The organism is Blastocatellia bacterium (genome assembly GCA_025054955.1).
Classification (GTDB): Bacteria; Acidobacteriota; Blastocatellia; order HR10; family J050; genus JANWZE01.
Genome location: JANWZE010000133.1, coordinates 12,159 through 27,437, shown reverse-complemented (window position 1 = coordinate 27,437; position 15,279 = coordinate 12,159). Strand labels below are relative to the sequence as shown.

Genomic DNA, 15,279 nt, shown 5'->3' with positions numbered 1-15,279 from the left:
CCTAGCTCACAAATGACTTCAGTTTGGCGCTTGCTTCCGGATGGCGTAACTTGGCCAGCGCCCGCGCTTCGAGCTGTCGAATCCGCTCCCGTGTCACCCCCAACCGGCGGCCAATTTCTTCAAGCGTATGCTCTTCCTCCGCCGGATTCAAACCAAATCGCATACGAATAATCGCCTCCTCGCGCGGCGTGAGGTTCTTCGATAACGTATCATTGGTGATCAACTGAAGATTGGTGCGAATAGCGGTCTCATCGGGCGTCTGCGCAGCATCATCAGGAACCAGATGCCCCAGTCGCACCTCTTCATCATCAAACATCGGTGTCTCCAAGGAAACAGGCACTTGCGCTGCTTCCATCAAGTCGCGCAGTTTTGACGGCGCAACGCTGATTTCTTGGGCAATCTCTTTCATCATCGGTTCACGTCCCAGTTTCTCTTTCAGCTCGCGCGAAACCTGCTTCGCTTTTTCCAAGGTATCTGTCACATAAACCGGCAGTCGAATGGTCCGACTCTTGTCAGAAATAGCCCGTCGAATCGCTTGGCGAATCCACCATACGGCATAGGTCGAGAATTTGTAGCCTCGACGATAATCAAATTTCTCCACCGCCCTCATCAATCCGATATTGCCTTCCTGAATCAGGTCCAGTAGCGGCAGTCCCAGGTGCATGTACCGTTTAGCAAAGGCAATAACGAGCCGCAAATTGGCCTCCGTCAGCGCCTGTCGCGCTTGTTCGGCTTGGCGACGCCCCCGCTCCACTCGTTCGAGCGTGCGTTGAGGATCAACCAGGTCAATGCCATACTGCTGGCTTAATTGCCTCAACTTCCGCTTGGCTGCACGCAACCGGGTTGCTATCGCTTCTTGGCTTGCTTTGCTCTTTGCGCGCGCCTGGCTGCGAGTGAGCTTAGCCACTTCTTGCTCAGCAGCCGTGAGCTCTTCGCGTGCCCGTTTGACGCCTTCAATCAGTTTTTCCTGGTATTGTGGCGTGAAGGTTATCGTGCGCACCAGTTGAGACATTTTCACCCAGGTGTGGCCCAATTGATGCATCAGGCGTCTGCGTTTGGGTGACCGTTTCGGCATAGCCCGAAGCTTCTCATACTGCTTGAGGGCTTTTCTGTAGTGCTTCCTAATATCCTGGATCTTTTCAATGACCTCCAGCCGAACCTGCTCTAGGCCTTCTTCGACGATCCCCTCCACATCAATAATATCCCGAATCTGAACATGCTCATCCTCCTCCAGTTGGTCACCGAGCTGGAGGATCATTTCCACACAAATTGGTGAACGGGAAAGCGATTTCTGCACCAACCGCTGACCACGCTCAATCTGTTTGGCTAGTTCGACCTCTCCTTCCTGCGTTAACAGAGGCACGGCTGCCACTTGGCGGAAGTAGGTCTTGATTGAGTCAAGTCCTTCGGCGTCAGCCTCTGTCTCTTCCAGAATCATGGCTTCCCGTTCAGCCAGTGACTCTTGATCTTCATCTGACAATGCCAAGCCGTCTTCGAGCACTTCCGGTTCCGAATAGTCAATGTCTAGGACTTGCCCGTCGCGCTCGAACTCCTCCTCCAAGGACAAATCTTCCAGCGGCATGTCAAACGTCTCGTCCATAGTCTCCAATAATGTTGCCATAGTTTCTATAGTGTGGCCCCTCGCCGGGGCCTACATAACCTCCTCATTCATGCACCGACCGATGCATTCAGAGGGTTCACTTAAGGGATTCTCGCTTACTTATACCACTGCCCCCAATCCTACAACTTGGAACGATCCTTGCCATCTTCCCGCACAACCGCCCACTTAGATGCTTGGTGTGCTTACTTGGGTTCTCTAGTTCCGCTTATAACAAATCAAATAATCTACTCATAATCCTAGTTGCTGTCAAGAAAATTCTTTGATGCGCCATTGCCTGTAAGTTCTACAAACACAGGAGATTAAGTTTTAACAAAAGAATAAACACCTCCTCCCTTACTCGCTGCCTGAGCCAAGCTGTCTTTTCAGCAGTTGACTGGCTTCGGCCCGATCAATCCGAGCGACCGTCACGATGTTCGACCCTTCCTGAGTGATAACGATCTTGGACAAAAAGTGTACCGTTTGAGTCCTTTTTTGCGCCGTGCTCAACAACCGCAGTGCTGCTAGCAGATCGTTCAGATGCCGCACTTGTCGGGCTGCTTCCGCCTCTGAAGAGGCTGCCACGATTGTCCGCAGGACCACCTCCTGAGCAATGGATAAACGGAGTGTCACCGAATCGGTCTTCTGCAGCGGAGCTAAAGCACGCAGTTTGTTGAGTTCATCAACAACTAATAGCGCAGCGTTGTCAATTTCTGTAATGCCCGAAGACTCGATGAGCCGGACATGCGTAAACGCTCCATCTTCCCGAACCTTGAAGTTAACGGCGACGCTAATCTCCCCGATGGTGAGCTGGCCTTCTTGTTGAGCCTTGTAGATATTGGCTATTTGCTCACGTAGTGGGCCGATGTTAAGCGTTCGGGCTTGCTGTTGAAATCGCTGGATCTGCTCCTGAAGAATCTGTGATTGATCTGCAGCCACTTGGCCGTCAGTAGCTTCACCTGAAGTTACAGTCTCTTGTTGTTGCTCCTGCAGTCGTTCAGCGTCCTCTGTCTCGGTACGAGGAGACGGGCGACGCCTGTCGGCTGCGGGCTTGGGTGGTTGAGTTGTCGTACCAGGCAACGGGCTGACCAGGCCGGGCGGGTAGTAAAGTGGTCGCGTCAACTCAATCATGCTTAAGCGACGTCGCCCCAAGCTCCGCCCCGGCTCGTCCACGACCTCAATAGATAATAGGTCGCGCCACTGCTGCACTCCTCGCCAGGCGTCGTAGGCTGCCTTTCCAATCCAACCACCGTGCAAAATGAGGGAAGTCAATATGCCCGTGATCAGGTATCTTCTTTCAGGCCTGAAATCCAACAGGTGAATAATATCACCTTGTTGACGAGTCTGTTCCATCATATCCAATTCCGATGCTACCCCGTCGCATCGGGATTGCCATCACCGTTGCCGATGGGGCACACCATAAAACGGCATTGTCGGCAGTAAGTTTCAGCAATGCGGCTTCCATTCTTGTAAACTCACGGCGAATTGACAGCGGGCTCAAAGTTTCCTCAGTCGCTGCCCGCGAAGTAAAGTGGGCAGCACGGTTAGTTTGTCAAGCCAGGAGGGAGAGGTGAATTTCCGAGAAAACTCCACCAACACCTGATAAAGCGAGGGAGAGTACCCATACCACCAGGGGTCTTTGGTGTGAGCCATTCGATTGACGTGAATATGTTCAATATGAACCATTTCAAGTAATCCCCATTTGGAATGGGTCCGGCCAACTCCGCTCTGTTTAACGCCACCCCAGGGTGTTTGGGGAAGAGCGTGGGTATAAGCACATTCGTTGATCATCACCGTACCCGCTTGTAGTCGAGCGGCGAGCCTTTTGCCGCGGTTGATGTCCCTGGTCCACACCGAGGCTGTTAACCCATACGAGCTATCATTGGCCCAGTAGACCGCTTCATCTTCTGTCTTAAATGTCATAATCGGCAAAACCGGCCCAAACGTCTCTTCTCGCATGATCGCGAATGAGTGATCCACATTTGTCAGCACGGTCGGCTGAAAATAATAGCCGCCAAGCGCCTGGTTCCGCTGACCGCCGCAAAGCACTCGAGCGCCTCGGCTGATGGCGTCGTTGACTTGCTGTTCGACAATCTTCAACTGATTCTCATTGGTCAATGAGCCAATATCTGTATCCAAGTGATCGCTTGGCCCCTGGCGCAACTGCTGCGTTTTCTCAACCACCTTTGCAATGAACTCATCCGCCACAGCTTCATCCACGTAACATCGTTCAACCGAGGCACAGATTTGTCCCGAATTGGCAAAAGCTCCCCAGACAGCCGCGCTCGACGCTACGTCCAGGTCGGCATCGCGACAGACAATCATCGGGTCTTTTCCACCCAGTTCAAGGACAACAGGAGTCAGATTCTTCGCAGCAGCCATCATCACCTTACGGCCTGTGGCCACGCTCCCGGTGAAAAAGATTTTGCTAACATTGGCCTCAGCTAAAGCAGCACCCGTTGAGCCATCGCCGCACACGACATTCAAGACACCATCAGGCAGTCCGGCTACTCGAAAGATCTCGCCGATTTTCAGTCCTACCAGGGGGGTATACTCACTCGGCTTCAAAACCACCGTATTGCCCACCATCAAGGCCATGACCACCTCCCCGACCGGAATCGTGAACGGAAAATTCCACGGAGAGATGATCCCGATGACGCCCAGGGGCTTGTAATTGACATACGATGATCGTCCCATCACTGCGTACTTGCCCAACGGAATGCGTTCCGAGCGCAACAGTTTCTCAGTCATCCGAGCATAGTAAGTCATCAGGTCCAGCACGGCCATCACGTCAGAGGAAAGCGCCTCCGTCTTTGGTTTGCCGGTTTCTTTGTAGACGAGCTCAACGATCTCTTCCAGGTGGTCAAGAATATACTGACGAGCGCGAAGAACGATGTCTCCGCGCTGAGAAAACCGCAAGCCGGCCCAAGCCGGATAAGCGGCCCAAGCCGAGGCGACGGCCTGCTGTACCTGCTCGGCTGAACAGATAGGCACTTCGCCCAGGACCTGGCCGGTGGCTGGGTTCACAGAGACAATCGTCCGTTGTGGCAAGGTCTGTAACATGATTCACCTCCGCTCAAGAGACAAACATCTTATCCGCTCAATAACGCTCTTTTCAACTACCCGCACTCCCGGCGACCACGGAAAACATCATCCAACCGGGTCGCTTCATAGCGTGTGGACGAGCAGGCAGTCACAAAGTGGCCTGTCGTTCTGTCGGTCGGCGGTCACAACGAGCTTTTGGAGGGCAATCTTCGGCACATGTCACAAAAGCGGCGCGTTGTTCCGTCGGTCGGCAGTTGTTGCGTGCCTCAGGGCGTTTTAATCAACAGGGGTTTCAGGTCCAATTCCTTCGTCTCACCATCCTTCAGCTCGATGACTTGAATCTGCTCGCGATGGTTCCGCAAAAACTCAGCCATACCGTCAGTTCCTTTCCACGGTGGACTTTCGTTCAAGGTGAAAACGAAATAACGCCCGGGACGGATTGCCTTGATCTGAAATTGGCCACGTTGATCACTCACCGCACTGGTGGTGAAGGCCAGTTCAGGATGTTGCAGGGTCAACGCCTCGACAGCAGTGAGGAAAACCGATGCCCCCGGCAACGGCCCCTTCTGGGCAAGAACTCGCCCTTTGAGTGTAGCCCCGGCCTCCGATAGCATAATCAGAACATCGCTGACATCATTACCAGCTTCAACGACGAGCCCTGTCTGATGCACATCCACGTCACCAACAAGGACCAACTTCACATAATACGGCGACTCTCGCCGATATGCCTCAATACGGTACTGGCCGCTTGGCACCGATTTAATGGTGAAGTTGCCCCCCTTGTCGGGGATGCCCGGACGGAAGCTGCCGAAAACACGGGTATCGCCGAACGGGCGGAGGGTTATATAAAACTCCGTCACACCTTGAGGCACACGATTCCCCTCAAGCACAATGCGCCCGGAAACCACAGCCGCCCGTTCAAATTGAAAGTTTAACTCGAGGGATTCTTTATCCAGTGTCACCTCCTTGGCTAAGGGCGCAACCGTCCCTTCTTCTTGCTGGGTAAACATCCGTGTGTTGACCGCTTGCACGACATACTTGCCGGGTTGCAATCCTTTGATCTCATACTGTCCGTTCCCATCGCAAAACACCTGGTTTGGCATAATGGGTCCGGAGCGCTCCGACGGCATGATCCACACCATCGCCCCATCCACTGGCTGTCCGGATTGATTGGTCACACGACCAAAAATCCGCAGCCCTTCTGCACGAGTGGGTTTGAGTTTGAAATCAATGCCGGTCGTTTCTGCCCCTTCGGTCACCAGCACCTCAGTTGCTTCCGACAGCAGGCTCACACCAGGGTAGTACGTCGTCTGTGCTTGCTCTGGAATACGGGCTAGGCCAGCCCCCAGGCGCACAATTTTCTGCTCTTCCCGTTGCACACCGACATAGTAGGAACCCGCGCTCAGCCCGTAGATGCGATAGATACCCCGGTCATCAGTCATCATCGGTATCCAAGACGACATGGTCGGGCGATTTTCCTCTTTGTCTTTGGGGATGACCATCACCCTCTGGCCAATCAAGGGTTCACCGTATTCATCCAGGATGCGCCCCGTGATGACGCCGCCCTTCTTTAGTCGAAAATCCACATTGGACACGCTCTGGCCGGCCTCCAACGTTAACGGCGTGTGCTTTCCGGTGGCGCCTTCGAGCTTGTACCACACCGTGACGTAGCCGTTGTGCTCGGCCCAAACGCTGTAGGTACCCGGCTCAACTTCCAGGGTGTAGTGTCCGGTCTGATCGGTTTTGGCAAAGGCCTTGTCGCCACCGGCCCCACCGATGTTGACAGTTGCTCCGGGTAACGGCTTACCCGATGCCGTGAGCACCCGCCCGGAAATTTTGGCCTTCGCCTGAGTGCTCGATTCTTGTCCAGGCACGGATACCATCACGTTGGGAACGAAGCTATTCACTAATAGCAAAAACAAACTGAGCCATAATATCTTGCCCTTCATATACACCTCCTGATAAACAGTTTCACCCGATCAAACGATGAGCTTTACCGTTGGTTTCAGGTTTTCTTATTCGAGCACGCCTCACTGGCTCATTGAGCCTTGAGCCAGTGAGTCGAGGCTATCAGGCGAAGTCAGCGTCGAGCCGATGGGCATACAAGGGGAATTGCTCGCCGAGTTCTTGCACGCGACGGCGAACTGATTGTCGTGTTTGCTCACTATCAATCTGATCCAGCACTTCAGCGATCAATCCGGCCACGATGCGCATCTCCGGCTCTTTCATGCCACGCGTCGTCAGCGCGGGCGTTCCCAACCGAATGCCACTGGCCACAAGCGGCGGATTGGTGTCAAATGGAATAGTGTTCTTGTTGACCGTGATACCGGCGGCGTCCAACGCTTTTTCAGCCGCTTTGCCGGTGATGCCTTTGGAGAAAACATCTACTAACAAGAGGTGATTGTCGGTGCCGCCGGAAACGATTCGATAACCGGCGCGGGCCAGTTCCTCAGCTAGTGTTTGCGCGTTTTTGATGATTTGGGCTTGGTAATCGTTGAACTCCGGACGCAACGCTTCTTTGAACGCGACCGCCTTGGCAGCCATGATGTGAACGTGCGGCCCACCTTGAATGCCGGGAAAGACGACGCGGTCCAGTTCCTTGGCGTAAGCTTCTTTGCACATGATCATGCCGGCGCGTGGGCCGCGAAGCGTCTTATGCGTTGTTGTGGTCACAAACTCGCAATAGGGAATCGGACTGGGATGGTAGCCGGCAGCCACTAATCCGGCAATGTGCGCGATGTCGGCCATAACCACTGCCCCAACCTCCTTGGCAATTTCAGCAATGCGGGCAAAGTCAATCACACGTGGATAGGCGCTCGCGCCGCAGACGATCATTTTCGGTTTATGTTGGTGAGCCAGCCGCGCCAATTCATTGAAGTCAATTCTTTCGGTCTCTCTGTCGACGCCGTACGGGATCACGTTAAAGTATTTGCCGGAGAAATTCAGTTGGTGCCCATGTGTCAGGTGGCCGCCATGCGACAGATTCATTCCCATGATCGTATCGCCGGGCTTCAACACGGTCAGGTAGACCGCCATGTTCGCTTGTGAACCTGAGTATGGTTGAACATTGACGTGTTCAGCGCCAAACAGTCGCTTGGCTCGCTCAATCGCCAGTGATTCGACCACGTCGGAAAATTCACAGCCGCCGTAGTAGCGTCGGCCTGGATACCCTTCGGCATACTTGTTGGTGAAGACCGAACCCATTGCTTCGAGCACGGCTTCGCTGACGAAATTTTCCGAAGCGATCAATTCCAGGCCGCCGGCTTGCCGCCGTATTTCTTGTTGAATGGCCCGGTAGACTTCGGGGTCAACTTCACACAGTGGGCGATTGAATCTCTCGTTCATGACATGTTCTCCGCGTTTGTGGACAATCCGTTGTTCTCTTCAATTTGATTGATCTTCTCCACACGGCGGGCATGGCGACCGCCGGCAAATTCAGTAGTGAAAAATGTACGAACCGCCGCGTCAATGTCTTCCAACGGGGTCGTTCGTGCGCCTACGGCCAGCACGTTGGCGTCGTTGTGCTCACGGCTCAATCGCGCCGTTTCGGCATTGTGGCACAGAGCAGCTCGCACGCCGCGATACTTATTGGCTGCAATGGATACACCGATACCGGTGCCACACACGAGTACGCCGCGGTCGGCCTGACCTTCAGATACTGCCGTGGCCACACGCGCAGCGAAATCGGGATAATCTACGGCCTCAGTTGAATCCGTTCCAAGGTCTTCATAAGTGAGGTTCATGTCGTCGAGAATTTTCTTGATCTTCTCTTTGACTTCATAACCGGCATGGTCGCTAGCAACCACTACTTTCATGATCGCTCCTGTTGGTGGGAAGCAATGTTATCGTACATCGGTGTGGCAGGCAAGCAATGGTTCGAGGGTTCTGTGTGAGGTGTCTTTGGTATCGGCAAAGCTGCGCCACTTGTACGGTAAACCACGTAAATGATAGCTCCCGGCAAACTGGCTACAACAACGATGAAGAAAAACAGAAATGCCAGTAGCAAACTCGCCTCCTGTGACATGCCAACCTGCGAGAAAAAGAAGACGAATGAATACTCACGCAGGCCAAATCCATACACTGTGATGGGAATCATGCCAATCAAGGCGATCAGTGGAATGAACACACAAAAATACTTGAACGCGACCGGCCAGCCGATGGCCGCTGCGGCCACATAAGCAAAACTGATCAGCGCCACATCAAACACCAGCGATAGCACGACGGCGAAGATGACGGGAGCGACCGATTGCCGATACGAAGCGAACGCTTGATGAAATTGCTCGGTCAAGTTCACCAGCCTGCGCACGCGCCACCGTTCAAACAGACTGGCAAGCCACCGATAGGCCGGTTCGTGAAACAACGTGAAGGTGGCTGCACCAAACAACAAAAAGATTCCCAGCAAGGGCGGCAATAGCGGCGTCTGCAGGAAGCGCACGTCAGCGACGCCAGCCACTACGACCGCCAACAAAAGCAGCGCACAGAGCCCGCTGATACGGTCCATCAACACGCTGGCGGTGGCTCGCGGCACATCGCTGCCTTCCCGCGTTACGTAATAGACTTTCACCACGTCGCCGCCAACCATCGTTGGGAAGAATAGGTTGAAGAACATACCAAGAAAGTACAAGCTCGCCGCTTGTCCGTATGAGAGGTTCAGTCCAACCGGCTGCATCAGGATTTTCCAACGATACGCGCACATCAGTTGCCCCAGGCAATAAAGCCCGACGGCGATGGCCAAGTAACCGACGTGCGCTTGATGCAAAATGGCTCGCAGTTGAGCTGCTTCCACGCGGCGCAGCACCACGAAGAGCAGGGCCGCGCTGACCACCATTTTGAGTCCAAGCCAAAGCCACTTGTTCATCTATTTGCGCTTCCACCGCGTGCCTTGTTTGGTGTCTTCGAGGATGATGCCGCGCGCCGTCAGCAAATCGCGGATTTGATCGGCGCGAGCGAAATCACGGGCGGCGCGGGCCTGCGCGCGTTCTCGTAGCAAGGCCTCGATCTCGCTGTCAAGCATCTGCGCCTGCTCCTCTCCGAGCACACCCAGCACTGTATCGAAGCGGTCGAGCGCCTGAAGGACGGCGTGGCGATCATCATCGCGCAGTTCGCCTCGCGTCAGCACAATGTTCACATCGCGCACCAGCTTATGAATGGCCGCCAGCGCCTGCGCCGTGTTCAAATCATCATCCATGCCGGCCTCGAAGTCATCCTGCGCTTTCTGGACGGCTGCCGCGATAGCCGGGTGCGAACCGGGCTGGCAGTGCGCCTGCCGCAAGGCCCAGCGGAAATCGCGCAGACTCCGCAGCGTATTCTCGGCTGCGCGGAGTCCGTCAAAAGTGAAATTCAGTTGCTTACGGTATGGCACCGACAACAGCGCGTAGCGGATGGCCATCGGATCAAACCCACGATCAACCAAATCGCGCACCGTATAAAAATTGCCCAGCGACTTGGACATCTTCTCGCCCTCAACTTGGAGGAATTCGGTATGCAACCAGTACCGCACAAAAGGCTGTCCCGTGGCGCCCTCGCTTTGGGCAATTTCGTTCTCGTGGTGCGGAAAGATCAGATCAACGCCGCCGCAGTGAATATCAAACGTCTCGCCCAGATATTTCATGGACATGGCCGAGCACTCCAGATGCCAGCCGGGTCGCCCAACGCCAATCTCCGTCTCCCAGTAAGCTTCATACTCTTCCTTGCGCGCTTTCCACAGCACAAAATCGCGAGCGTCTTCCTTGTCATACTTATCGGCATCAATGCGCGCCCCAGGCCGATTGCCGGCCAGGTTGATCTTGGAGAGTTTCCCGTATTCAGGAAATGTGGCGATACGATAATAAACTGAGCCGTCGGCGGTGTAGGTGTGACCGTTCGCTTGCAGCCGTTTGACCAGCTCCACCATTTCAGGAATATGCTCTGTGGCGCGCGGCATGATCTCCGGCTGCTCCAGGTTGAGCGTCTTCATGTCTTGAAGGAACGCTTCAATATATCGCTCGGTCAACTCGCGTAGCGAGACGCCTTCGCGGTGTGCGCGGTTGATCGTATTATCATCCACATCGGTATAATTCATCACGTGGATGAGCTTGTAGCCCTTGTATTTCAAATACCGCCGTAGAACGTCCACGGAGACGAACGTGCGGAAATTACCGATGTGGCCATAATCATAGACAGTCAATCCGCATGAATACATGCGCACTGTGTGCCCGTCCAGCGGTTTAAATTCTTCGAGTTTTCCCGTCAGTGTATTATGAACCCTCAACATATATCACGTCCTGCTTCTCTTGAAGTCTGGTTCCATTGCACAGCCAATAATCCTGTGATATGCCGATAGGCAGTGAACATACTATTTTGCTTGAACGCTGTCAAATGACAGCCAGTAGGATCTCGCTGTGCTGTCAAGCATCTCTTGCGATCAACATGAACCCGTCGCGTCAACCCAGAAAGAATGGCACAACGCAGTCGTTGGCCCGCTTTGACATGGATTCGGTTTGCGTTATGATTCATCGGCCATGAATCTCTGGAAAGAATTTCACGGGGTCAATGCCGGTTACGTGCTCGAACTTTATGAGCGATACCGTCATGATCCACTCTCGGTTGATCCGGCGATTCGCGCCGTCTTCGATCACTGGCAACCGGCCGACGACGGGATGCAACAGGTGGCCGCGGCCGTTCCCGAAAAAATTGTGGCCGCTGTCAACCTGGCTCAAGCGATTCGCAAGTTCGGCCACCTCGCGGCTCAACTAGACCCGCTTGGCAGTCCCCCGCGCGGCGATCCTGAGCTGGAACTCGGAACATACAACCTAACTGAACATGACCTGCAACAGCTTCCCGGTCAGATTATTGACGGCCCGCTCGGTGAGCAATCGCCTACTGCGCTCGATGCTATACGCGCCTTGCGTCAGATTTATTGCTCCAGCAGCGGATACGATTTTGCTCACCTGCGTGTCCCGGAAGAACGCCAGTGGCTTCGTCAGATGACCGAATCCAGACGCTTTCGTCCCCCTTATGATCCGTTCGATCCGATTCAGTTGCTTGACCGACTCACACAAGTGGAAGCCTTCGAGCAATTCCTTCACCGCGTCTTCCCTGGCAAGACGCGCTTCTCCATTGAAGGCCTGGATATGCTGATTCCGATTTTGGATGAACTGGTGGGTGAGGCAGCCGAACTGGAAATTCATCACATCCTGATTGGCATGGCGCATCGTGGTCGGTTAAACGTTCTGGCCCATGTTTTGAACAAACCTTACCGGCAAATCCTGGCCGAATTCAAAGACCCGATCGCGCATGATATTCGTGAATATGCCGGCTGGACAGGCGATGTCAAATATCACAAAGGCGCGCGGCGGGCGATTGGCGAGGGCCAGCAGGTTGATCTGACCATCAGCCTGGCGCCGAATCCCAGCCACCTGGAATTTGTCAACCCGGTTATCCAAGGCATGGCTCGCGCGGCGGGCACCAGGGCTGAGGCGGCGGGCGCACCGCAATTTGATAGTATGAAGACGCTGCCTATCTTGATTCACGGCGATGCAGCGTTCCCTGGGCAGGGCGTCGTTGCCGAAACGTTGAATCTGTCGCGTCTGGCCGGCTACAGCACCGGCGGCACGATTCACATCATCGCCAACAATCAATTGGGCTATACAACGCCTGCTGAGTCTGGCCGCAGCACGCTTTACGCAAGCGATCTGGCCAAAGGGTTCCAAATTCCTATCGTTCATGTGAATGCTGATGACGTAGAAGCCTGCATTGAGGCTGCGCGAATGGCTGTCGCTTTTCGCGCGCGTTTCTCCAAGGACTTCCTCATTGACCTCGTTGGGTATCGCCGTCATGGCCACAATGAAGGGGATGAGCCGAGTTTCACGCAACCGTTGATGTATCAGCGTATCGCTCGTCATCCAACCGTTCGCCAGCAGTGGGCTGAAAGGCTGCGTTCACGTCAACTGATTTCGGCGGAAACGCCCGATAGCATGGTACGGCGTCACATGGATGCCCTTCAGCAGGTGATGGAATCACTCAAACCTGAACATGATCTGGTCGAACCTAAGCCGGCGCCACCGCCACCCGGAGCCGCGCGTCGCGTGGAGACAGCCGTTTCGCTGGAGCTGTTGCGCCAGCTTCACCACTCGCTGCTGGAGGCGCCAACGGGGTTTGAGCTCCATCCGAAAATTGCGCGGGCGATGCAACGACGACACCATCTATTGGACGAGCTGGATACCCCCTCGATTGAATGGGCGTGGGCCGAACAACTGGCGTTTGCGACGATTTTGGCCGATGGCATCGCGATTCGACTGACCGGTCAGGATGTCGAACGGGGCACATTCAGTCAGCGTCATTGCGTCTTCTATGACGTTCAAACTGGTCAACGCTTCGTGCCGCTGCAAGCGCTGCCGCAAGCCAACGCAGCGTTTGAAGTTCACAACAGCCCTTTGTCAGAAGTCGCGACGGTGGCTTTTGAGTTCGGTTACAACGTGCAAGCGCCCCGGCGGCTCGTGCTGTGGGAAGCGCAATACGGCGACTTCATCAATGTCGCTCAGGTGGTGATTGACGAGTTCATTGTCTCAGCTCGAGCCAAATGGGGACAAACGCCATCACTTGTCTTGCTGCTGCCGCATGGGTATGAAGGCCAAGGGCCGGATCATTCTTCAGGCCGTATCGAACGGTTCCTCCAACTAGCAGCCGAAACCAATCTGCGGTTGGCCAACTGTACCAGCGCCGCGCAGTATTTTCACCTGTTGCGCCGGCAGGCGCATCTGCTAGAAACGGACCCACTGCCGCTGATCGTGATGACGCCCAAGAGCCTGTTGCGTCATCCGCTGGTGGCCTCTTGCCCGCGTGATTTTGTGCAAGGTCAGTGGCAACCGGTCATTGACGACCCACACGCTCGGCAACAACCCGAACGCATCCGCCGGCTGATTCTCTGTAGTGGAAAAGTCTATGTGGACCTGATGGCCAGCCGGTCACAATCTGACAACGCGTCCATTGCCATCGCCCGCGTCGAGCAGCTTTATCCGTTTCCGACGATAGAGCTTCGCCAGCTCATACAACAATATGCCAAGGTGGAAGAGATTGTCTGGCTGCAAGAAGAGCCGGAGAATATGGGAGCTTGGACGTTCGCCAGGCCGCGTCTGCTGGCGCTGATCGAAGGTTGTTGCCCGCTACGGTATATTGGTCGTCCGGCCAGCGCCAGCCCTTCGGAAGGTTCGATGGCCTGGCACATCATGAACCAACAGGCATTGATTCAGCAGGCACTGCGCCTTGATTCGAGTGTAAGCACAGATGAGCGTGTCTGGCTAAAAATGACCTGAGTATGGAGAACAGCCTATGGCGATTCAAATCCTTGTGCCTGAGCTAGGCGAATCCATTGTCGAAGCCACAGTCTCTCGTTGGTTGAAACAAGAGGGCGAACCTGTTGCGGCTGGTGAACCGCTCGTAGAACTGGAAACCGATAAGGTCAATCTGGAAGTGGGGTCGGAACACGCTGGCATCCTCGCCCGCATTGAGCGCCGAGCCGGCGAAGATGTTCGTATTGGTGATGTGCTCGGCATCGTCGAGGAGATGCCGGTTGCCTCACTCACCTCGCCAATGAAAGATGACTCAAGAATTGTCGCCGAGCCAGCCGCCATGCCGCCTGCACAAGCGGGGCCATCACCACCGCCGCCGATCATCGTTGCCGCGCGTCCCACGCCCACTGCTCGACGATACGCTTACGAGCACAATCTGAGTATCGCGGCAGGACTGCCGCCATCGCCGTCGCCGCCGCCACCACCACTGCACACCACCGAGCGCCAGCCACAGCCAACCCTTCAATCGCCGACCACTGATCGCTCTGCGCTGGAAGAACGTGTGCGCATGTCTCGCCGGCGACAAACGATTGCTCGTCGTCTGGTCGAAGCTCAGCACACGGCGGCCATGCTGACCACCTTCAATGAAGTGGATATGACCGCTGTCATTGATATTCGCAACCGCCGCAAAGAAATTTTCAAACAGCGGTACGGGACCGGATTGGGGATCGTCTCGTTTTTCGTCAAAGCGGTGATCGGCGCGTTGAAAGAGATTCCACAACTGAATGCTGAAATTCAAGGCGACGAAATCGTGCTGAAGCGTTACTACGACATCGGCGTGGCGATTGGCGCTTCAGAGGGCTTGGTCGTGCCGGTGCTTCGCGACGCCGACCGCATGTCAATTGTTGAGATCGAAAAAGCCATCAAGGGATTCGCGCAAAAAGCCGAAGACGGAACCCTGACGCTCGACGACCTGCGCGGCGGAACATTCACCATCAGCAATGGCGGCGTCTATGGCTCGATGCTCAGCACACCGATTTTGAATCCGCCACAGGTCGGCATCCTGGGCCTGCACAAGATCGAAGAGCGGCCGATTGCGATGAACGGGCAAGTCGTCATTCGCCCGATGATGTATGTCGCGCTCAGCTACGATCATCGTATTGTGGATGGGCGGGAATCCGTGCGCTTCCTCATGCGGGTGAAACAGCTCATCGAAGACCCAGAGTCACTCTTCCTGGAAACGTGATTGTTGAACGCGTAGCAAGCCGGTGTGGACACTCGCCAAATCGGACAGTATCGTTCTCCCCACCGCGCGTGGGGATGGGCTGGTAAGTAGCAAGCCGGTGTGGACACTCGCCAAATCGCCCA

10 protein-coding genes are annotated in these 15,279 nt (G+C 55.0%); 2 read left to right on the top strand and 8 right to left on the bottom strand.

Features of this window, described 5'->3' with window-relative positions; translation table 11 throughout:
* Nucleotide 1: 1 nt before the first annotated feature.
* From NZ823_16425 to cysS, 8 genes are all read right to left on the bottom strand, one after another.
* Nucleotides 2-1,600 carry a sigma-70 family RNA polymerase sigma factor gene (locus tag NZ823_16425; protein ID MCS6806713.1) on the bottom strand — a complete coding sequence of 533 codons (1,599 nt, stop codon included), beginning with the start codon at nt 1,598-1,600 and terminating at the stop codon, nt 2-4.
* A gap of 354 nt (nt 1,601-1,954) precedes the next feature.
* Nucleotides 1,955-2,953 carry a hypothetical protein gene (locus NZ823_16420; GenBank protein ID MCS6806712.1) on the bottom strand — a complete coding sequence of 333 codons (999 nt, stop codon included), beginning with the start codon at nt 2,951-2,953 and terminating at the stop codon, nt 1,955-1,957.
* Between the two features lie 141 nt (nt 2,954-3,094).
* The gene (locus tag NZ823_16415) at nt 3,095-4,660 is read right to left on the bottom strand and encodes an aldehyde dehydrogenase family protein (protein ID MCS6806711.1); all 1,566 of its coding nucleotides are present in this window, start codon (nt 4,658-4,660) and stop codon (nt 3,095-3,097) included.
* A 248-nt stretch (nt 4,661-4,908) separates the two neighbouring features.
* Nucleotides 4,909-6,591, bottom strand: coding sequence for a carboxypeptidase-like regulatory domain-containing protein (locus NZ823_16410; GenBank protein MCS6806710.1), 1,683 nt, complete (start codon nt 6,589-6,591; stop codon nt 4,909-4,911).
* Nucleotides 6,592-6,712: 121 nt separating this feature from the next.
* Nucleotides 6,713-7,987, bottom strand: a complete 1,275-nt coding sequence (locus NZ823_16405) for a serine hydroxymethyltransferase (GenBank protein MCS6806709.1) — start codon at nt 7,985-7,987, stop codon at nt 6,713-6,715.
* Entirely contained in the window at nt 7,984-8,457 is a 474-nt protein-coding gene (rpiB, locus tag NZ823_16400; protein MCS6806708.1) for a ribose 5-phosphate isomerase B, read from the bottom strand. Before rpiB ends, NZ823_16405 begins: the two co-directional genes overlap by 4 nt.
* Entirely contained in the window at nt 8,454-9,500 is a 1,047-nt protein-coding gene (locus NZ823_16395; GenBank protein ID MCS6806707.1) for a flippase-like domain-containing protein, read from the bottom strand. The genes rpiB and NZ823_16395 overlap by 4 nt, the downstream gene beginning before the upstream one ends.
* Nucleotides 9,501-10,895, bottom strand: coding sequence for a cysteine--tRNA ligase (cysS, locus tag NZ823_16390; protein MCS6806706.1), 1,395 nt, complete (start codon nt 10,893-10,895; stop codon nt 9,501-9,503).
* Nucleotides 10,896-11,142: 247 nt separating this feature from the next.
* Here cysS and NZ823_16385 point away from each other — a divergent pair, with 247 nt between their 5' ends.
* Together NZ823_16385 and sucB are read left to right on the top strand one after the other, a co-directional pair.
* The gene (locus tag NZ823_16385; protein ID MCS6806705.1) at nt 11,143-13,935 is read left to right on the top strand and encodes a 2-oxoglutarate dehydrogenase E1 component; all 2,793 of its coding nucleotides are present in this window, start codon (nt 11,143-11,145) and stop codon (nt 13,933-13,935) included.
* Nucleotides 13,936-13,951: 16 nt separating this feature from the next.
* Nucleotides 13,952-15,157 carry a dihydrolipoyllysine-residue succinyltransferase gene (gene sucB / locus NZ823_16380; GenBank protein ID MCS6806704.1) on the top strand — a complete coding sequence of 402 codons (1,206 nt, stop codon included), beginning with the start codon at nt 13,952-13,954 and terminating at the stop codon, nt 15,155-15,157.
* Nucleotides 15,158-15,279: the final 122 nt, after the last annotated feature.